Origin of the sequence: Pseudomonas medicaginis (assembly GCF_965119365.1) — a bacterium.
In the GTDB taxonomy this organism is placed as follows: Bacteria; Pseudomonadota; Gammaproteobacteria; order Pseudomonadales; family Pseudomonadaceae; genus Aquipseudomonas.
The window spans coordinates 3,514,123-3,534,764 of sequence record NZ_OZ221631.1; the positions used below are offsets into that span (position 1 = coordinate 3,514,123).

Below are 20,642 nucleotides of genomic sequence, written 5' to 3' on the forward strand. Positions count from 1 at the left end.
TGGCAGAGTTGGGGTCGCTTCGCGGCCCAGCGGGGATAAATCCCCTCGCCACAAAAGCGGACGCTATCGCTCCAGCGATTAAGGCGCCAACGGCAAGAACCGGCTCTGGGCCAGTGACTTGCTGATCTGCCCTCGATGCACATTCACCACCGCGTAGGGGCTGGTGGCCTTGGCCAGCAGCGAGTGGTAGTGCTCCTTGCGTTGTTCCTTAGTCTTGAGGTGCGCGACGCTGAAGTTGTCTTTCGGTGTGTCGGCCGCTTCGTAATGAAAATGCGCGTACCAGATCGCAAAGCCGTCACGGTCGTTGATGGCGTATTCCTGGAGGAAGTCCTTGCGCGCCCCTTGCAGGGCCGTGCGGTCGCCGAGGCGGGCCACCTGTACCAGGTTTTTCTCGAACAAAAACCGCAGGTTGCCGTCGGTGGGCGGCAGTTTCAGGCTCAGTTCGGTGCGCAGGTCGCTGCCTTTGGTGGTCAGGTTGGTGGCAGCGTCCGACAACAGCTGGCCCAGGGCCTCGTTTGCCGGGGTGCGTGAGGTTGGCGATGCCATGAGGGCCCGGTCGAGTTCCTCGGAGAGCGTGCGGAAGTGACTCGCCTCGTTGTTCAGGATTTCCTCGATTTCCTGAGGGTGGCGGCAGTGTGTCTTGTAGCTTTCAGCCCGGCTCATGCGCTTGTCCAGCTCGCCGAGCAGTTCTTGCGCATGGGTCCGGATGGCCTTGATCGATCGCGTCTGGGGCGCCGGGGTCGGGCGGCGTACATCGACCACATCCCAGACATCCTCGTGGCGCGAATAGGTGGCGAGTATTTGGTTGCTGCCCTTGGAGTGCATTTCGACGACTTCGATGGGCAGGCTCGTGCCGGCGGGTTTCAGGTCGCCGATCAAGACGCCATTGTGGCGGGTCCTGATCAGTTTTTTCTGCGGCAGCCCAACGCCGGTCCTGGGGCGTTTCGGTATACGCTTGCGCGGTTTTGGCTCGGGTTTGATTTCAGCGGCGAGTTTGCTGGAGACCTCTTGGTAAAGGCCCTCGATCAGTTTGACCACCCTGTCGAAATAGGATTCGTTGATGTCGTCCAGGTAAAGGGCCTTTGTTCCCTTCAACGTATCCAGGGTCTTGCCGTAATGCTCGGTCAGGCTTTCCAGCACTTCGATTCTGTCCGACGGGGAGATGTCGTAGGTTTGCAGGTCATCGTGGGAACGGATGTGCTCCATCAGTGGTATGAGAATGCGAAGCAGGCGGTCAGGCAGGGCGGATTGCCGGTTTTTCACCGACAGCATGGGGAGCGTGGTGAGTTGCCGGATTTTACTGCCGAAGGCGTTACTCTCATTGGCGGGACGGTTGCGGGTCAGCCGTTCGAATGCCCGTGCGCCCGACGCATCGAGGTTCAATAGCCGCTCGAGGTAATCGTCCTTGAGTTCCAGCCAATGGATCGCCTGGTCATGGATGTTGCTTTTGGTGTCGAGGTACTTCATATAGGACTCGACGTCACGGATGACAACTTCCCTGATGTTGGCATGCTCTCCGAACTGAGGATGTGCTTGCTGGAGGGCCTGCAATTCCGTTTCTGTGATCAGGAATGCTTTGCGGGCATTGTTGATCACGTTCTCCATGAGCACGTGCATGTAGCCGGACGGGAAACCGATGCCCAGGCTGGCGCGTTCGGCCGCGCTGTTTGCCAGGGTCAGGTACATCTCGGTCTGCTCCTTGAGCAGGTCATAGAATATCTTGCGTTTGGCCGCCCGCTGGGCTTCGGTGTACTGGCTGCCTTCCTCGGTCCGGGTCATGACTTGCTGGGCCACTTCCAGGGCTTTTTGTCGATCGGCATCTTGCGCTTCCAACCGGTTGGACTCATCAGTCAACTGCTTGGCCCGCTCCAGGTTGGCACGCCGCTGTGCTTCCAATCGCTTGGGCGGTGAACCGCCGAGCAGGCGCAGGCGCAGATCCAGGTGCCAATGGCCCTGGGCATCGACTCGCAATGGTGGGCCGTTCTTGTCAGCGTCGAGCGGAGCGAGTGGGTCGACGATGGTTGCACTGCCATCGTATTCGGGTGTGACTCTATAGAAGGCGCCTTTGACCTGGGCGTGCCATTTGTTGTCGATCACGTACAGGCCCTGGAACGGGCCGTTTTCAATCGGCACGGGTGGGGTAGCCGGGGGCGGCACCTGCAAACGCTGCAAGCGCGCCTGCTGTTGGGGAGTCGGCTGGCCGCTGGCCCTGGCAAAGTCGACATTCAAGCGCCGGTTATCGGCATGGGCGTCAGGCACGGCCACGGTGCCCTCCACGAGGGTGGGTGCCGCCGGTTCGGGCCATTGCTCGGCGACGACGCGCGGCGCGGGCGGGCGCATGGCCTGTTCCTGTATCGATTCGGGCACGGCTGCACGAGCCACAGGTGCATGACCGGCGGGCAACTGGCTCACCAGCAAGGCCAGGTTGACGAGCAGGTCGACGGCCGCCAGCTCCCGGGCCACTGGGTCCTCGCCGGTCAGCGCCGGGATGTCCTGTTGGGCGCTGGCCATCAGGTTCCAGAGCCAGACGGTGGTCATCGCCGGGCCGCGCAGCAACGGGAACAGCAAGGTGTTGAATAACAGGCCACCGCCTTCGAGCAACACTGCCCAGCGACTCTCGCGGTTGGACACCGAATCCCGGTCGGCCTGGGTGATCAGGGCCTGGGCGTTGCAGCCGTAGAGGTAGTGCATCAACTCGCCGTTGTGCAGCGATTGCAGCAGTTCGCCGTGGGCGTCGTCGAGGGCGAGCGTGGCGGGAGCAGGCTTGTCCGGGACACTGAACTCGTCACCGCTGAAAAACCGCACGATGTGTGGCTCCAGGAAGCCACCGTTGGCATAGATCGGGCGCGCGGCGTCGGGCAGCCAAGTGAGGATGCTGTCCTGCAGGTCCCCGGTGGCGGCAATGGCCTGCATCAGTGCCTCGCGGGTCGCGAATTGCTGTAGCGAGGGCGCGTAGAGCGGCCGATACAACAGGTGCGGGCCGCTGGCGATGTCCTGCGCCTCGATGATGAACATGTTGGCCACGGTGTCGGCCTGGGTCTGGGGCTTGCGCAGTATTCCCAGGTGGCGAACGACCACTGGGCGGCCGTTGACCTGCTGGCTTGCCGCGTTGGGTTGGAGCACGGCTTCCAGCAGGCGCAGGCCCGGGGCGGTCATGCCGTTCTCCTGGGCCAGCTTCTGTTTCAATGCTTCAAGCATCAGTTGCGCCGGAAGCTGTTCGGCGAAGATCCGTTGCCGGTCCTGCGTTCGGGGAGAGTCGTCGAGCAGATGCTGGCGCAGATAGCGAGGATAGGTCGCGCCAATGTCGACCTGTTCGATCAGTTGGTTGATGAAGGCCGGTGTCAGCCAGGTCGGCAACGCGTGGTCCAGGCGATGGCTGAGGCTGAAGGTGCCGCTGGGACGGCCGACGAGATTGCGGATGGCCAGTTCAGTCAGGCTCATCTGCCGTTTCTCGCTGACGCCGATGGTGCCGGGATAACCCGCCGAAACGCTGAACGTCAACACCACGTCGTCAGGCCGGAGCTGATTCGATGGCAGCGGAGCCGGGCTGCTGTCGTTGGCTTTTCCCAGGCGGTCGAGCAAGGCGTCGGCAGTAAAGGCCTTGATGTCGTCGATGCCGTTGAGGAAAGTCTGGCCCTGGTGGCGTCGCTTGGCGCTGGCCAGCGCCAGGCTGTAGTGCTGGAGTGTCGTCTGGTCGACGATAGGGGCGTTTTTCAACCAGGCGGGCAACAGGGGCCCAAGGCGAGCCTTCATGTCGGGTGACAGCCGCGGGGCGTCCAGCAGCGAGCGGGCCGGGTCGCTCAAGTCGCTGTAGAGATGCGTGAGCGCCTGCGTGTCGATCCCGGCGGGCAACTGCACCGCTTGCAGGTCGGCCAGTTGCTGCTCCAGCAGCATGGCCGCCTGGTGCTCGAAGACGTTGCCACTGATCTCGTGGCGCTGGCAGGTGATGGTGTCGACGGTGTACTGGCTGGCGATCTGTTTGCCCCAATGGTGCTCGAAGGCCTCCAGGGAGGCAAAGGACTGCACGGCGCTGCCGGGGCTGCCGGGGCTGCACAAAAGCCATTCGCGGATGCTCTGATGGGCGCGGGTCAGGAGAATCTCGCTGCCGACCAGTGTCGTCTGGTTGCCACCCTGGGTGAGCCGGGTTTCCAGGTGGTAGGCATACACCGGCGCTTGTCGATTGAGGCACAAACGTTGCTCGTGGTCCGGCCACCGGACGATCTGGTCGAGGGTATCGCGCGCCGACTCCGTGAGCCCGGGTTGTTGCAGGCCACGAAGGCTCAGGGTGTTGCGCAGCACATCGCTGAGCCAGCACCAGCGGCTGGTGTGGCGGCTCGCGTCGGCTTGGTCGTCGCCGCTGATGTCAGCGCTCCAGTAACGGACCAGCGCATCTTCCAGGTCGATCGGTACGCTCCAGGGCAGTTCAAGGATCGCTCGCCGGATGACCTGCATGTCCAGGCGTCGATCGCCTGACCAGAGGCGCCGTGGCGGGTCGTCGGAAAGAAAGCAGTCAAGCGCTCCCTTCGAGGTGAAGTCCGGGAGTGTGCCGCTGGCCAGGTAATCGAGGACTACGCCCATCAAGGGCTGGAAGTGCCAGCCGCGTGTGGTGACGTCCGGCGTCGCCAGTTGAGTCTTTAAGAGGTCGATGTCCAGCCACGGATCGGTTTTCTTGAGGGCCTGTTCGAGCAGGCGCCGGGCAGCCTGTTCGAGGGTCGGGCGACTGGCGAATTGCAGGCTCACACATTGGGCCAGCGCAGGGATCGAATCAGCGGTGGAAGGGGTGCTCATGAGAAGTCCTTTTCACGAAACATGGCCGTCGGGATGACGGCGAGAAAAGTATCGACTTCCATGGCATGAGCAGGCGGTACATAAATACCGCCTGTTGAGAACAATGTCGGTTAGCCAAGCGTTGCGCGGTCTGACCTGATCAGGCGGGATCGGCCCCCAGCACAACGTTCAATGCGCTGCGGGCGTCGTCTAGTTGCACCAGCGTGGCATGGCGGGCACCCAGGGCATCCCGGTTCTCGATGGCAGTGAGGATCGCCTTGTGCCGTGGCATGGCCAACTCGTGCAGGTTGGGCCGCTGGTTGGAATGCTTGAGCGCTTCGGCGATGGCCACCGACAGCATGTTGCACAGGTTGGCGAGCAGGTCGTTGTGGGTGGCCTCGGCGATGCGGCTGTGGAAGTCCAGGTCCGGTTGCAGCAAGGCCTCGGGCGTCGGGGCGGCGTCCATGCGCTCGTAGGCTTCGCGAATGGCGGCGATGTCGGCGTCGGTGGCGAACTGGGCGGCCAGGGCGGCGGCAGCGGGTTCGATGATGCTGCGCACGCTGGTCAGCAAACCGAAGAATTCATTCTGCGGACTGCTTTGCATCAACCAGTGCAACACGTCCGGATCGAGCATGTGCCATTCCCGCCTGGCCTTGACCACCGTGCCCACGCGCGGGCGCGAATACACCAGGCCCTTGGCGACCAGTACCCGTGTGGCTTCGCGCAGCACCGGGCGGCTGACGGCATACTCTTCGCACAACAAGGCTTCGGCGGGCAGCTTGTCGTCCGGCTTGAAGCGCCCGGAGACGATCTGCATGCCCAGTTCCTGGACGATGCGCGCATGCATGCTTTTGCGGTCGGAGGGTTTACGGTAGTCCATGGGGCGCGGCGCGATCCTGTGGGAGGGGAATGTTGCGCATGATAGCAGGCGAGGTGATGACGGGTCGCTAGTGCGATTCAATGCTGACGCCGACCTACTGTGGGAGCGAGCTTGCTCGCGATAGCGGTTGAACATTCAACATCCAAGTTGTCTGTCACACCGCCATCGCGAGCAAGCTCGCTCCCACAGGGGATGGATGGGGTCAGTGGGAGTGTCGCGGCACCTCGGCGCCGCGGCAACCGACCAGGAAGTCGAAGTCACAACCCTGGTCCGCTTGCAACACGTGGTCGATGTACAACTGGCGATAGCCACCTACGAGCAATTGTTGCGGCGGGGCGAGGTCGGCCAGGCGCGCGGCGAGTTCGGCATCCGGGATGTCCAGGTGCAGGCGGCCGCTGGCGCAATCCAGCTCAATGAAATCACCTTCCTTCACCGCCGCCAGCGGTCCACCGGCGGCGGCTTCAGGCGCCACGTGCAGCACCACGGTGCCGTAGGCGGTGCCGCTCATGCGGGCGTCGGAAATGCGCACCATGTCGGTCACGCCCTGGGCCAGCAGCTTGGCCGGCAAGCCCATGTTGCCCACTTCGGCCATGCCCGGATAACCCTTGGGCCCACAGTTTTTCATCACCAGGATCGAGTTGGCGTCGACGTCCAGTTCCGGGTCGTTGATCCGGGCCTTGTACTCGTCGAAGTTCTCGAACACCACCGCGCGACCGCGATGCTGCATCAGTTCGGCGGTGGCGGCGGATGGCTTGAGCACGGCGCCCAGTGGCGCCAGGTTGCCGCGCAATACGCAGATACCGCCGTCGGCGCGGATCGGGTTGTCCAGGGTGCGAATGACTTCGTCCTGGCCGTAGATCGGCGCGTCCTTGGTGTTTTCGCCCAGGCTCTTGCCGTTGACGGTCAAGGCGTTCGGGTTGGGGATCAGGTTGGCCTCGCCGAGACGCCGCAGTACGGCGGGCAGGCCGCCGGCGTAGTAGAACTCTTCCATCAAGAAGCGCCCGGACGGCTGCAGGTCGACGATGGTCGGCATGCCGCGACCGATGCGGGTCCAGTCGTCCAGGTCCAGTTGCACGCCGATGCGTCCGGCAATGGCCTTGAGGTGGATCACCGCGTTGGTCGAGCCTCCGATGGCCGCGTTGACGCGGATGGCGTTTTCGAAGGCTTCCTTGGTCAGGATCTTCGACAGTTTCAGGTCTTCACGGACCATTTCCACCGCACGCATGCCAGACATATGGGCCAGCACATAACGCCGTGCATCCACCGCCGGAATCGCCGCGTTGTGGGGCAGGGAGGTGCCGAGGGCTTCGGCCATGCAGGCCATGGTCGAGGCGGTGCCCATGGTGTTGCAGGTACCGGCCGAGCGGGACATGCCGCCCTCGGCCGCGAGGAAATCGTCGAGGGTGATGGTGCCGGCCTTGACCTGCTCGCTCAATTGCCAGACCACCGTGCCCGAGCCGATGTCCTGGCCTTTGTGCTTGCCGTTGAGCATCGGTCCGCCGGTGACGACGATGGCCGGTACGTCACAACTGGCGGCGCCCATCAGCAAGGCCGGGGTGGTCTTGTCGCAACCGGTGAGCAGCACCACGCCGTCGATGGGGTTGCCGCGAATCGCTTCTTCCACGTCCATGCTCGCCAGGTTGCGGGTCAGCATGGCGGTGGGGCGCAGGTTCGACTCGCCGTTGGAGAACACCGGGAATTCCACGGGGAAGCCCCCGGCCTCGATCACGCCTCGCTTGACGTGCTCGGCGATCTGCCGGAAGTGCGCGTTGCACGGCGTCAACTCCGACCAGGTGTTGCAGATGCCGATGATCGGTTTGCCGTGGAACTGATGGTCGGCGATGCCCTGATTTTTCATCCAGCTGCGGTACATGAAGCCGTTTTTGTCGGCGGTGCCAAACCATTGGGCCGAGCGCAGGGAGGGTTTCTTATCAGACATGATCGATTCTCTTATTGTATGACTATATTGTTCTAGCTGAAGCGTAACATAAGCGCAATTTGTGCGGTTTGGAAGTGTTGTTGGTTAAATAGTATTACTATATAGTCCAGCTCAATGGAGGGATTGTCCTGGCGGTCATTCGCGAGAGAAATCCCCCGAGGTTCCATAACAACAACAATCGGAGACCGGTCCCATGAGCCAGGAATTGCGGCTTATTCGCCGCATTACGCTGAAACTGATTCCCTTCCTGATCCTGCTGTACCTGATCGCCTACGTGGACCGCTCCGCGGTAGGCTTTGCCAAGCTGCACATGGGCGCCGACATCGGTATCGGCGACGCTGCCTACGGCCTGGGTGCAGGGCTGTTTTTCATTGGCTACTTCCTGCTGGAGATCCCCAGCAACCTGATGCTGGAGCGCTTCGGTGCCCGGCGATGGTTTGCCCGGATCATGATCACCTGGGGCGCCATCACCATCGGCATGGCCTTCGTGCAGGGTCCCCATAGCTTCTATGTCATGCGCTTTTTGCTGGGCGCGGCCGAAGCCGGGTTCTTCCCGGGCGTGCTGTACTACATCACCCAGTGGTTCCCGGTGCGCCATCGCGGCAAGATCCTCGGCCTGTTCATTCTGTCCCAGCCCATCGCGATGATGATCACCGGCCCGGTGTCCGGTGGCTTGCTGGGCATGGACGGGATCCTCGGCCTGCATGGCTGGCAGTGGCTGTTCATTGTCATCGGCCTGCCGGCGGTGCTGTTGACCTGGCCGGTGCTGCGCTACCTGCCGGATGGTCCGCAACAGGTGAAATGGATGGACCAGGCCGAGAAGGACTGGCTGACCGGTGAGCTGAAAAAAGACCTGGAGGAATACGGCCAGACCCGCCACGGCAATCCGCTGCATGCCTTGAAGGACAAGCGTGTCTTGCTGCTGGCACTGTTCTACCTGCCGGTGACGTTGAGCATCTACGGCCTGGGCCTGTGGCTGCCGACGCTGATCAAGCAGTTCGGCGGCAGCGACCTGGTGACCGGTTTCGTGTCGTCGGTGCCGTATATCTTCGGCATCGTCGGCCTGCTGATCATTCCCCGCAGTTCCGATCGCTTGAACGACCGCTACGGTCACCTGGCCGTGTTGTACATCCTGGGCGCCATCGGCCTGTTCCTCAGCGCCTGGCTGTCGGTACCGGTGTTGCAACTGGCGGCGCTGTGCCTGGTGGCGTTCGCACTGTTTTCCTGCACGGCGGTGTTCTGGACGTTGCCAGGGCGTTTCTTTGCCGGCGCCAGTGCGGCGGCGGGCATTGCCTTGATCAACTCGGTGGGCAACCTGGGCGGCTACATCGGCCCGTTCGTGATCGGTGCGCTGAAGGAGTACACCGGCAACCTCGCCTCGGGGCTGTATTTCCTGTCCTGTGTGATGGTGTTCGGCCTGGTATTGACCGGCGTGGTGTATCGGCTGCTGGAGCGCAAGCATGTGCTGCCGGCGGATCAGTTCGCGGCCAGCGCCCGGGGGGCGACGCGTACCTGAGGCCACTGCACTCAACTGTGGGAGCGAGCTTGCTCGCGATGGCGGTCTGACAGACGACATCATGGGTGAATGTGCGACCGCTATCGCGAGCAAGCTCGCTCCCACAAGGGACTGCACCGAATTCAAGTTTTGCTTACAAGGAGAAAGATATGCGTTTAGTTCAGTTCGAATTGAGTAACGGCGAACGCCGCGTCGGTGTGGTCGACGGCGACCAGGTGCGGGAAGTGCAGGGCGCCGCTAGCGTGCGCGACCTGGCGTTGGCGGCCATCGAGGCGGGCGTGAAGCTTGAGCGGCAGGTCGACAGCCTGGGCCTGGGCACCAGTCATGACTATGCACAGCTACTCGCTGAGCTGCGCATCCTGCCGCCGCTGGACCACCCGGACCCCGCGCACCTGTTGGTCAGCGGCACCGGCCTGACCCACCTGGGCAGCGCCTCGGCCCGGGACAAGATGCACCAGCAGGCTGGCGACGAAGCGACCATGACCGACACCATGCGCATCTTCAAGTGGGGCGTGGAGGGCGGTAAGCCCCAGTCCGGCCAGGCTGGCGTGCAACCGGAATGGTTCTACAAGGGCGACGGCAGCATCGTGGTCCGTCCCGGCCATCCGTTCCCACTGCCGCCCTTTGCCGAAGACGCCGGCGAAGAGCCGGAAATCAGCGGCCTGTATGTCATCGGCCACGATGGCAAGCCCTATCGCCTGGGCTTCGCGGTGGGCAACGAGTTTTCCGACCACGTGATGGAGCGCAAGAATTACCTGTACCTGGCCCACTCGAAACTGCGCAGTTGCAGTTTTGGCCCGGAACTTCGCGTGGGTGAACTGCCTCAACATCTGTCCGGGACCAGTCGTATCCTGCGCAACGGCGAAGTGCTGTGGCAGAACGAGTTCCTCAGTGGCGAGGCGAACATGTGCCACAGCCTCGAAAACCTGGAATTCCACCACTTCAAGTACAGTCAGTTCCTGCGTCCGGGGGACGTCCACGTTCACTTCTTCGGCACCGCGACCCTGTCGTTCGCCGACGGCATCCGCACGCAGCCGGGGGACGTGTTCGAAATCAGCCAGGCTGAATTCGGCGCGCCGCTGGTCAACGGCATTGCCCCGGTGGACGCGGTGTTCAACCCGGGTACTATCGGCACACTTTAAAGGAGACTTGCGATGAACCAGATCCTTGGCCACAACTATATCGGCGGCGCACGCAGCGCGGCCGGTCAGACTCGCCTGCAGAGCGTCGACGCCAGCACTGGCGAGGCCTTGCCCCATGATTTCGTCCAGGCCACGGCAGAAGAAGTCGACGCCGCCGCCAAGGCTGCAGCCGCCGCTTATCCAGCCTATCGCGGGCTGAGCGCGGTGCGCCGGGCCGAGTTCCTCGACGCCATTGCCGATGAGCTGGATGCCTTGGGCGATGACTTCGTGGCCGTGGTCTGCCGTGAAACCGCATTGCCGGCAGCGCGGATCCAGGGCGAGCGCGGTCGCACCAGCGGCCAGATGCGCCTGTTCGCCAAGGTCCTGCGTCGTGGCGATTTCTACGGTGCGCGCATCGACCGGGCGTTGCCTGAGCGTACGCCGTTGCCCCGTCCGGACCTGCGTCAATACCGCATTGGTCTCGGGCCGGTGGCGGTGTTCGGCGCCAGTAACTTCCCTCTGGCATTTTCCACCGCCGGTGGCGACACGGCGTCGGCCCTGGCGGCCGGTTGCCCCGTGGTGTTCAAGGCCCACAGCGGCCACATGGCGACCGCCGAGCACGTGGCCGATGCGATCATCCGCGCGGCTGAAAAGACCGCGATGCCGGCGGGTGTGTTCAACATGATCTACGGCGGTGGCGTTGGCGAATGGCTGGTCAAGCATCCGGCGATCCAGGCCGTGGGCTTCACCGGCTCCCTCAAGGGCGGGCGTGCCCTGTGCGACATGGCGGCTGCACGGCCCCAGCCGATTCCGGTGTTCGCCGAAATGTCGAGCATCAACCCGGTGATCGTGTTGCCACAGGCGCTGGAAACTCGCGCCGAGAGCATCGCGCGTGACCTGACCGCCTCGGTGGTGCAAGGCTGCGGTCAGTTCTGCACCAACCCGGGCCTGGTGATCGGCATTCGTTCGCCGCAATTCACCGCCTTCACCCAGCAAGTGGCTGCGCTGATCGGCGACCAGGCGCCCCAGACCATGCTCAATGCTGGCACGCTGCAAAGCTACGGCAAGGGCCTGCAAAAACTGCTGGCGCACCCGGGCATCGAACGCCTGGCCGGGCGCGAGCAGCAGGGTAACCAGGCCCAACCACAGTTGTTCAAGGCCGACGCCAGTCTGTTGATCAACGGTGACGAGGCGCTGCAAGAAGAAGTGTTCGGCCCCACCACGGTGTTTGTCGAAGTTGCCGATCAGGCACAACTGACCGCCGCGCTGAATGGCCTGCACGGCCAACTGACCGCCACGATGATCGGCGAGCCGGCGGATTTCGAACGGTTCAGCGAATTGACGCCGCTGCTGGAGCAGAAAGTCGGCCGCATCCTGCTCAACGGTTATCCGACCGGGGTGGAGGTGTGTGATTCGATGGTGCACGGCGGGCCTTACCCGGCGACGTCCGATGCCCGTGGTACCTCCGTGGGCACCTTGGCGATCGATCGCTTCCTGCGGCCGGTGTGTTTCCAGAACTACCCCGACAATCTGCTGCCGGAGCCGCTGAAGAACGCCAACCCGCTGGGGATCCTGCGGTTGGTGGATGGGGTGCCGGGGCGCGAGGCGCTCTGAGGATCGCGGTGAGGCCGTGGCATTGATGTTGAATGTGCCGGCCTCTTCGCGGGCAAGCCCGCTCCCACAGTTGGATTTTCAGCGAACACAAGTGTTGTATTCACAAGAGAATCCACTGTGGGAGCGAGCTTGCTCGCGATGGCGATCTTCCAGTCGAAAGCGCTTTCGAGCCTTATGGCCCAAGGCCCATGCCCACATTGGGTTATCATGGCCACTTTCCCAATGAACGACTGATCGCCATGACTGCCGTAACCGACACCCTGCTGCACGCCCTCGAATCCTGCGACATGCTGATTATCGATGGGCTGCACGCGTTCGACTTTTCCCTCGACGAGCAGGACCAGTTGCACGTCGAGTGCATGAACGGCCGCACCCTCGAGCACTGGCGTTTCACGCCCGCGCAGATGCAGGCCGCGATATTCGACAAAACCCTGAACCACTGGGTCATCACCAGCGATTCGGGCGACCACCACTTGGAGTGCGTGGAAGCTACCAGCGGCCACGATGAGGACGACGAAGATGCAAATGCGTAGTCTCTGGCCGCTGCTGATGGCCGGCAGCCTGGGCGCCATGGGCGTTCAGGCGGACACCGAGGAACGTCATCAACTGCTGGTGGGCTCCTACACTGCCGGCCAGAGCCAAGGTCTCTACCGGTTGCGGTTCGACAGCCGCACCGGCCAGCTCGATGCCAACCCGTTGCAAGTGATCAAGACAGACAACCCGTCGTGGTTGACCCTTTCCAAGGACATGACCCGGCTGTTCGTGGTCAACGAAAACGGGCCGGGCCAGAAAGACCCGGTGGGCAAGGTCAGCAGCTACGCCATCGACCCGAAGACCCATGAACTGAGCCTGATCAATCAGGTGCAGTCCCTGGGCAACGAGCCGACCCATTCCAGCCTCAGCGGTGATGGCCGGCATTTGCTGGTCAGTAACTACTCGGTGGTGGAAGACCCGGGCGGCACCCTGGCGGTATTGCCGGTGGGCGCCGATGGCAAGCTGGCGCCGGTGGTGCAGTTGAGCAGTCATCAGCCGAGCAGGGTTAACCCCGAGCGGCAGATGTCGGCCCATGTGCACGCCGCAGTGTCCTCGCCCGATGGCAAGTACGTGTTCGCCAACGACCTGGGGGCGGACAAGGTATTCATCTACCGTTACGACCCCAAAGCCAATCCAGAGCTGCCGTTGACCGCTGCCGATCCAGCCTTCGTGCAGTTGCCACCCGGCAGCGGCCCGCGTCACTTGCTGTTCAGCGCTGACGGCAAGCACGCCTGGCTGACCATGGAAATGAGCGCGCAAGTGGCGGTGTTCGACTATCAGGACGGCCGATTGACCCAGCGTCAACTGGTCGACCTGGCCGCCGGCAAACCCCAGCCGGGCAGGGCGGCGGCTGCGCTGCATGCGTCCAGGGATGGCAAGTTCCTCTATGTCAGCAACCGTGGCACCACCAACGAAGTGCTGGTGTTCGCCATCGACCCGGCCACTGGCACGCTCAAAGAGCTGCAGCGGCGCTCGGTCGAAGGCGATCATCCACGGGAATTCAGCCTCGACCCGAGTGGGAGATTCCTACTGATTGCCAACCAGAAGAGCAACCAGATCGTGGTGATCGAGCGCGATCCGAAGACCGGCCTGCTGGGTAAAACCGTGCAGAAAATGCCGATGGATGCGCCCAGCGATTTGAAGTTCATGGTCCGTCAATAGACCGCAGGCTCCGTTTTCAGGGGCCTGCGCCGTTGTATCAACGAGACTGATATTCGCTAGCAGTGCAAAGCATTTCAAAGCGGGACGCCTCGGCGCGTAAGTTTGCTTCACGGCCCCACCGGGCAGACAAGCCAACCGAATCCGAGGACTACCGCCATGAACTTTAATCTCTTCTCCGTCATCGCCGCTTCCGCCATCTCGGCCACCGTCGCACTGCCTGCCAGTGCCAGTGTCGAAATCAGCGAGAAAAGAAACCACACTCAGAGCTACACCCAGAAATACCTGCAACAAAGCGCCAATTTCTACGCGGCGCTGGACCACAAGGCCCAACACTGAGCGACCCCGCTGCGTGTACGGGACAACCACATGGGTTACAAAAAAGTGCATTCACATAGGTGACACTTTGATTGAAACGTAGCCGTTCTTTGCGTCCCTGGCATTGACGTGACCTAGGATCACCGGACCGAAGATCACATTCCATACGCCGTCCTTGATCATCTCCATTCCAATGTTCTGATGCCTAAGCAGATTCCCTACGTATATCCGCAGACCGGCTCGATTAATGATTCCGCTACCATCTGCCAGGTAACACTCAATATGGCTCGCATACCCCATTTCCGGTAACTTCTCCGGGTAAGCCCGAGTTGAGGGTGTGTAGCAGGAGGCCGGAGTTTTCTGACCGAGCGCCTCGTGTCCCCGCTCGTAATTGTAGTGCTGCATAAATCGATTAAAATGTTTTTGCTGAGCCTCCCAAGCAATTGCCGGCGGTTGGGGAAAGGTACTTTTCAACGTCCGGTGCATGCGCTCATGACGTCCATTTTGATCTGGCCGACCAGGCTCAATTCGCTCAGGAATAATCCCAAGGCGTAGCCACCAGATCGACAATTGCGACAGCCCAGCACGCCCCGTACTGGCAAACGGCACGCCGTTATCGGTGCGGATGCGCTCAGGCATCCCATACTCACGAAAAACACGCTCGAAAGTTTGCTGGGTCTCCTTGAGATTGGTATTGGCCATGCTCTCGCAGGCAAGCAGGAAGCGACTGGCATGATCCATGATCGTCAGCGGATAACACCAAACGCCCGCCCCAGTCAGAAATTGGCCCTTGTAATCTGCGCTGAAAAGCTGATTAGGCGTTTCTGCCTTACGCAAAGGCTTGGGATAGACAGCGACACGCTGGCGCGACGGCCGAGGCGTGATCAAATCAGCGGCCTTGAGGATGTTGTAAATCGTCGTTTTCGACGGCGGATCTTGCCCCGGGAAACGTTTCATCAAATCGTTCTGGATCTTTTTAGGACCCGGAACCGTTTCGCCAGTAGAGCGAAGCTCAATAATGGCCTGCCTCACAACCAGCGGCACTACATAGGTTTGGTTGTGCCGTCGGCGGCTACGTTCGTCAAGCCCACTGGGTCCCTCCAGTTCATAGCGCTCGACCCATTTGTAGCCGGTCTTTCGGCTGATCTGATAGTCCTGGCACAGCCTGCTAAAGCTGTGCTTTTCGGATAGATACTCAGCGATGAACATCACTTTGAGGTCCATAGGTTTCAGCTCTCTCCAGGACATGGTCAGATCCTCGCGAAATCGACCATGCCAGTTAAAAACTGTTACCTATGTGCGTGAACTGATTTGTAACCCATGTGGGTGAGTCATACCGGGCAAGACCTTTTGGTTACTTTTGGGGCGTTTGCCAAAAGTGACCCGCCGTAAGGGCGGAACCCTAAGTAGCCGTTACCGCAGCAAGGGATATACACCCCACCAAAACGAGCAAATGCCAATCCAAGACTCAAAAAAAACCAGCGCTAATAGGAATTAGTATCAAGCGTTAATGAGTTGCTGTATCTTTCACGACACATTCTTGTCAGCCTCCCAGCGTGGGGGCTTTTTTCCATTAGGATCGTGCATCGATGCGTCGGATTCTCGTTTCACTGTGTGTGCTCCAGGCTTATTCCGTTCCCACCTGGGCTGAAGAACCCACCCCCGCCAAGCCGGCCTCCCTTGAGTTGCAAGCCACGGATATCGTGGGTAACGCCGAGTATGAATCAGCCCAGGGACCGGTGAAGGGCTATCACGCCACCCGTTCTGCCAGCGCCACCCGTACCGACACGGCGATCCATGAAACCCCACAATCCATCTCCGTGGTGTCTCGCGACGTTGTCGAAGACCTCAGCGCCACGCGTCTGCAGGACGCCCTCGATTACGCAGGCGGGGTAGGCCGGGGCAACAACTTCGGTGGCCAGGGCCTGACGACTTTCACCGTACGCGGTTTCACCACCGGAGAGTTCTACCGCAACGGTTTCCCGATCAACCGTGGCTACCCGAACATGCCGGACGCCAACACCATCGAACGGCTGGAAATCCTGCGCGGCCCGGCCACCATGCTCTATGGCCGTGGCGATCCGGGCGGGACCTTCAACGTGGTGTCCAAACAACCGTTGGCCGAACGCACGGTGACCCTGGGTAGCCAGGTCAGCGACCAGGGGATGCGTCGCGGTACGCTGGACGCGTCCGGTCCATTGGATGAAGAGGGGCGCCTGGCTTATCGCCTGAACGTGATCGGCGAGGGCGGCGACACGTTCCGCGACCACGTCGAAACCGAGCGTTACGGCGTTGCACCAGTGGTGACCTGGCAGGTCAACGACACCACGCGCCTGACCTTCGAAGGCGACTTCATGCGCAACAATGCGCCGCTGGACCGTGGCCTGACCCATTACCCCGGCCAGCGCGGCACCGCCTCGCGCGATACGTTCTTCGGCGAAAAAGACGTCGGCAAGCTGCATAACGATAACAACATGCTGCAGGTGCGTTTCGAGCACATGCTCAACGACGACTGGACCCTGGCCGGCGGTACCCAGTGGCTCGACGGTACCTTGCAGGGCAATGCCGTGGAAGGCAACGGCATCGCCGCCGATGGGCGCACCCTGGGTCGCAACTTCAATTACCGCAAGCTGGAGTGGACCGACCGCGACACCCAACTCAACCTCACCGGGCATTTTTCCATGGGCGGGTTCGAGCACACGTTGTTGACGGGCATCGAGTATGAGGATTACGACTACCAGTCCATCATTCGGCGTTCTGCAGTGGGCGCCGGTGCCTACCCGATCGATATCTTCGATCCGGTCTATGGTCAGCCCCGCCCGGCATTGACGCGCAAGCCCACCGATGACCAGGAAAACCTCAAGACGTTTGGTGTGTTCGTCCAGGATCAGGTGGCGCTGACTGAACGCTTGAAGTTGTTGGCTGGGGCGCGTTTCGAGCGGTTCGAACATGAGTACGAGACGTTCGTTCCACAGCCTCGGCCCGACAGTAGAAACTGGGATGTCACTGACAGCGCCGTTACGCCGCGCCTGGGTATGATCTACGACCTGACTGACACCGTCGCTGTCTACGCCAATACAGCGCGCTCATTCAAACCCAACACCGGTGCCAGACTCCAGGGCGGTGGGTTCAAGCCGGAAGAGGGCAAGTCCTACGAAATGGGTGTCAAGTGGGAAGCACTGGATCGCCAGTTGAGCGTCGACGCGGCGATCTACCAGATTGAAAAGCGCAATGTACTCACGCCCGACCCGCTGGACTCCACATTCAACGTGGCCGCCGGCGAAGTGCGCAGTCGCGGATTTGACTTGAACGTGGCGGGCAATTTGACGCCGCAATGGCGCGTGATCGGTGGTTACGCCTATGTAGATGCCGAAGTGACCAAGGACATCAGCATCCCGTCCGGCACTCGCCTGCTCAACGTGCCCAAGAACTCTTTCAGCCTGTTGAACGTCTACGAGTTCCAGGACGGTGGCCTCAAGGGCCTCGGCCTTGGCGTCGGTGCCAAGTACGTCGATGAGCGGGCCGGCAATACCGCGGCCAGCACCTTCACCATGGACAGCTACACCGTCGTCGACCTGCTCGGTTACTACAAGGTCAACGAGCGGATCCGCCTCAACCTGGACCTGAAGAACCTGTTTGACGCCGACTACGAAGAGGGGGCATTCGGGGGCGTCTATGCCTACCCAGGCGCACCGCGAACCGTGCAGGCCGGGATTTCCTACACCCTTTGAAGTCGCGCGCAGTCCAGGTGGGAGCGAGCTTGCTCGCGATAGCGTCGGGTCAGTCAATAAGATGCTGACTGACTGGACCTCGTCGCGAACAAGCTCGCTCCCACAGTTTTCCTACCACTTACCCGTGCTCATCCCGCCGTCCACCGGCAGTATCGCGCCAGTCGTGAAATCGGCGCTCGCCAGGTACAACACGGCCTCGGTAATTTCCTCGATGGTGCCCACGCGACCGGCCGGGGCCAGGTTGTCGAGGAATGCGCGGTGAGCCGGGTCGTGCATGGGCGTGTCGATGATGCCGGGTGCGACCGCGTTGACCTTGATGTTGTGGGGCGACAGCTCCAGGGCCAGGGCGCGGGTCATCTGATTGACGCCGCCCTTGATCAACACCGGCAGTGCTGCCGGCACCTGGATGTTCGGTTGCAGGGCCACGGCGGCTGAAATGTTGATGATGAAGCCTTGCTGGCGCCCGATCATGTGCGCGGCAGCGGCCTGGCTGGCGTAGACCAGACCCTTGAGGTTGGTGTCCAACAGCGCGTCCAGGTCCTGGGGGCTGTATTCGACGAAGGGTTTTGGCAGGAAGAAACCGGCGTTGTTCACCAGGCCGTCAACGGCACCGAACGCCTCGACGGCTCGGGTGACGAGGGTGGTTGAAGTGGCCGGGGCCGCGATGTCGCCGGCCACGCCGAGGAAGCCATCGGGGTGGCCGAGCTGGGCGGCGGTCGCCTCCAGGCCGGACAGGGAGCGGGCATTGCCCACCACGTTATACCCCCGGGCCAGGAATGCCTTGACCAGACCCAGGCCGATACCGCTGGAAGCGCCGGTGATGATGACGGTTTTGTTGAGGCTCATGATTGACTCCTGATCACATTGAGTTGAACCGGTGCGCCGGTGTTGGCGGTGGTTGAGCTCAGGGTATTGATGCGCCAGGGTTTGATAAATAAGGCTTCTGGTACTTGAGTTGATACGTCATGTAATCAATCTGGAACGCCCATAAATTCCTGTGGGAGCGGGCTTGCTCGCGAAGGTGGTATATCAGCCGATTCAAATGTCGACTGACACACCGCCTTCGCGAGCAAGCCCGCTCCCACAGGGGGAATCACCAGGCAGAAAAAAGCCCGGTCAGTCGGACCGGGCTCGCAAGGGCGGCGTGTTATTCCTTGGGAAGACTTCGATACTCCGTCGTCGTCATTCCCGCGTATCCCCAGTTATCCGTGTCGACTTCCTCGATCACGATATGAGTCAAGTGAGGGTCCTTGCCCAGCACGCGCTGGAGGGTGTCGGTGATTTCGGAAATCACCTGGGCTTTCTGTTCACGGGTGACGCCGTCTCGGGTAATTCGCACATTGACGAAAGGCATGTTGCACTCCAACTGATGGAAATGAGCGCAGGACAACCCTGCGCGGTGGAAGGCCACTGTATTTATACGCCGCAGACTGATAAACAGGCCTTTGGAAACTTCAGTTGATACGCGGTGTAATGAATCATGAAGCGTCATTTCGAAGACCTGCAGTTGGGCAGCATAGAACTGTTTTGCCTGGCGGCGGAGGCGGGCAGCTTCACGGCGGCGGCGCAGTTGGCGGGGGTGACCCCGGCGGCGGTGAGCCGCTCGATCTTTCGCCTGGAAGAGCGCCTCGGCTCGCGGCTTTTCGTGCGCACGACTCGCAGCATCCGCCTGACCGAAGCCGGCAAGACTTATTTCGAGCAATGCCGGCAAGCGCTGACGCAACTGGTCGAGGCGCAGCAGCAAATGATGGGCGCGCAATCGGTGCCGTCCGGCCAATTGCGCATCAGCTTGCCCACCACCTATGGCCATCACCGCATCCTGCCATTGCTGCCGGCCTTTCGAGCGCTGTACCCGCAAGTGACTGTGGACCTGCACCTGAGCAATCGAAACATCGATTTCGTTGCCGAGGGCTATGACCTCGCCATCCGGGTTCGGGCCCAGCCAGACTCATCGATGATCGCCCGGCTGCTGGAAGACGCGAAACTGGTGGTGGTCGCGTCACCGGATTACCTGCGCAAGGCCGGTACGCCGCAGGTCCTTGGAGACCTGGACGACCACGAGTGTATCCAGTTCGAATTGCCCAGTAGCGGGCGACGGATTTCCTGGTTGTTCAATGTCGAGGGCAAGGAAAAGGAGGTGTTCGGCGAAGGGGGGTATTGTTGTTCGGACGATGTGCTGGGCGGCGTGACGCTGGCCAAGCATGGCGCCGGCTTGTTCCAGACCTACAAATTCATCGTGGAGCAGGAGCTCGCCAATGGGCAATTGGTGGAGGTGCTAGCGCCTTTTGCGGGACGCTCTCGTCCGTTTACCTTGCTGTATCCCCACGGTCGGCATGTGCCGCAACGGGTGCGCGCCTTTGTGGATTTCCTGCTGCAGTACCGGGAGCGGTGGGCCGCGATTTAAGGAGGAAAACAACCGGCGAGAGGACCTGTGGCGAGGGCGTTTGCTTGCTCGCCACAAGGAATCACAGGAACCTCAAGTGAACAAGATCGCACCTGCCACAGAGGTATTTCCGGTCAATCCGTTATCAGAACCGAAATGCCTGACGGCCGATCAGCAGCCACTTGCCATCTTTCTGCTTCTGCCAGATCTGGAAGTTCTCGATTTCCGTCGGCACCACTTCCGTGCCCTTGAGGGCCTGTGCCGAGAAGTGATTGCGCACCAGTGCCACGTCACCTGACAAGGTGATTTTCTGGTTCTTCATTTCCAGGGTCTTGAACGCACTCTTGCCCGTTTCGATGTCGGCGATGAAGGCTTTCTTGTCTTGGATGTTGCCGCTGGAGTGCCCGTAGGTCAGGTTCTCGGCGGCCAGTGCCTGGAGCTGGGGGATGTCTTTGTGCAGCATGGCCTGGGTCAAATGGTCGACCGCTTGGGCCACCTCCTGCTCGGCCGATGGGGCGGATGCCGCTGAGTAGCCGCTGAACAGGCACAAGAAGCTGATGACCAATGTCGCTTTTTTCATGGGGATTTCCTTATTTTTGTAAGTATCGGGAGCGCGAGCGATTATTATCTCGTCGGTCATCGTACAACTACTCGGAGAGAACTGGAATAGGCCCCAGGTGT

At 61.4% G+C, this 20,642-nt stretch carries 15 protein-coding genes; 8 read left to right on the forward strand and 7 right to left on the reverse strand.

Features of this window, described 5'->3' with window-relative positions; genetic code table 11:
* Positions 1 to 78: 78 nt before the first annotated feature.
* The 3 genes from ACMTA2_RS15470 to ACMTA2_RS15480 form a co-directional block, all read right to left on the reverse strand.
* Complete coding sequence (locus ACMTA2_RS15470) at positions 79 to 4,788, reverse strand: dermonecrotic toxin domain-containing protein (RefSeq protein WP_413795542.1); 4,710 nt, start codon at positions 4,786 to 4,788, stop codon at positions 79 to 81.
* A gap of 139 nt (positions 4,789 to 4,927) precedes the next feature.
* Positions 4,928 to 5,647 carry a FadR/GntR family transcriptional regulator gene (locus ACMTA2_RS15475; RefSeq protein WP_413795543.1) on the reverse strand — a complete coding sequence of 240 codons (720 nt, stop codon included), beginning with the start codon at positions 5,645 to 5,647 and terminating at the stop codon, positions 4,928 to 4,930.
* Between the two features lie 202 nt (positions 5,648 to 5,849).
* Positions 5,850 to 7,586: an IlvD/Edd family dehydratase gene (locus tag ACMTA2_RS15480; RefSeq protein ID WP_413795544.1), complete on the reverse strand. Its 1,737-nt coding sequence runs from the start codon at positions 7,584 to 7,586 to the stop codon at positions 5,850 to 5,852.
* A gap of 193 nt (positions 7,587 to 7,779) precedes the next feature.
* Between ACMTA2_RS15480 and ACMTA2_RS15485 the strand changes: the two genes are divergently transcribed.
* From ACMTA2_RS15485 to ACMTA2_RS15510, 6 genes are all read left to right on the forward strand, one after another.
* The gene (locus ACMTA2_RS15485) at positions 7,780 to 9,102 is read left to right on the forward strand and encodes an MFS transporter (protein WP_413795545.1); all 1,323 of its coding nucleotides are present in this window, start codon (positions 7,780 to 7,782) and stop codon (positions 9,100 to 9,102) included.
* Between the two features lie 149 nt (positions 9,103 to 9,251).
* Positions 9,252 to 10,244: an AraD1 family protein gene (gene araD1 / locus ACMTA2_RS15490; RefSeq protein ID WP_413795546.1), complete on the forward strand. Its 993-nt coding sequence runs from the start codon at positions 9,252 to 9,254 to the stop codon at positions 10,242 to 10,244.
* Between the two features lie 12 nt (positions 10,245 to 10,256).
* Complete coding sequence (locus tag ACMTA2_RS15495) at positions 10,257 to 11,837, forward strand: aldehyde dehydrogenase (NADP(+)) (RefSeq protein WP_413795547.1); 1,581 nt, start codon at positions 10,257 to 10,259, stop codon at positions 11,835 to 11,837.
* A gap of 197 nt (positions 11,838 to 12,034) precedes the next feature.
* A complete protein-coding gene (locus tag ACMTA2_RS15500; RefSeq protein ID WP_413795661.1) occupies positions 12,035 to 12,370 on the forward strand; it encodes a DUF5629 family protein in 336 nt (111 codons plus the stop codon).
* The gene (locus tag ACMTA2_RS15505) at positions 12,357 to 13,532 is read left to right on the forward strand and encodes a lactonase family protein (RefSeq protein ID WP_413795548.1); all 1,176 of its coding nucleotides are present in this window, start codon (positions 12,357 to 12,359) and stop codon (positions 13,530 to 13,532) included. The genes ACMTA2_RS15500 and ACMTA2_RS15505 overlap by 14 nt, the downstream gene beginning before the upstream one ends.
* Before the next feature lie 156 nt (positions 13,533 to 13,688).
* The gene (locus tag ACMTA2_RS15510; RefSeq protein ID WP_042732538.1) at positions 13,689 to 13,868 is read left to right on the forward strand and encodes a hypothetical protein; all 180 of its coding nucleotides are present in this window, start codon (positions 13,689 to 13,691) and stop codon (positions 13,866 to 13,868) included.
* Between the two features lie 51 nt (positions 13,869 to 13,919).
* Here the strand turns inward: ACMTA2_RS15510 and ACMTA2_RS15515 are convergent, their stop codons facing one another.
* On the reverse strand, positions 13,920 to 15,095 hold the full coding sequence (locus ACMTA2_RS15515) for an integrase core domain-containing protein (protein ID WP_413794522.1): 1,176 nt from the start codon (positions 15,093 to 15,095) through the stop codon (positions 13,920 to 13,922).
* Positions 15,096 to 15,436: 341 nt separating this feature from the next.
* On the opposite strand from ACMTA2_RS15515, the gene ACMTA2_RS15520 reads away from it, so the two are divergent.
* A complete protein-coding gene (locus ACMTA2_RS15520) occupies positions 15,437 to 17,578 on the forward strand; it encodes a TonB-dependent siderophore receptor (RefSeq protein WP_413795549.1) in 2,142 nt (713 codons plus the stop codon).
* 111 nt (positions 17,579 to 17,689) lie between these two features.
* Here the strand turns inward: ACMTA2_RS15520 and ACMTA2_RS15525 are convergent, their stop codons facing one another.
* The gene (locus ACMTA2_RS15525) at positions 17,690 to 18,424 is read right to left on the reverse strand and encodes an SDR family NAD(P)-dependent oxidoreductase (protein ID WP_413795550.1); all 735 of its coding nucleotides are present in this window, start codon (positions 18,422 to 18,424) and stop codon (positions 17,690 to 17,692) included.
* Between the two features lie 301 nt (positions 18,425 to 18,725).
* Positions 18,726 to 18,932, reverse strand: coding sequence for a tautomerase family protein (locus ACMTA2_RS15530; protein ID WP_413795551.1), 207 nt, complete (start codon positions 18,930 to 18,932; stop codon positions 18,726 to 18,728).
* A 126-nt stretch (positions 18,933 to 19,058) separates the two neighbouring features.
* Between ACMTA2_RS15530 and ACMTA2_RS15535 the strand changes: the two genes are divergently transcribed.
* The gene (locus ACMTA2_RS15535) at positions 19,059 to 19,982 is read left to right on the forward strand and encodes a LysR family transcriptional regulator (protein ID WP_413795552.1); all 924 of its coding nucleotides are present in this window, start codon (positions 19,059 to 19,061) and stop codon (positions 19,980 to 19,982) included.
* Between the two features lie 124 nt (positions 19,983 to 20,106).
* On the opposite strand, the gene ACMTA2_RS15540 is transcribed toward ACMTA2_RS15535, so the two are convergent.
* Positions 20,107 to 20,541: a nuclear transport factor 2 family protein gene (locus ACMTA2_RS15540; protein WP_413795553.1), complete on the reverse strand. Its 435-nt coding sequence runs from the start codon at positions 20,539 to 20,541 to the stop codon at positions 20,107 to 20,109.
* Positions 20,542 to 20,642: the final 101 nt, after the last annotated feature.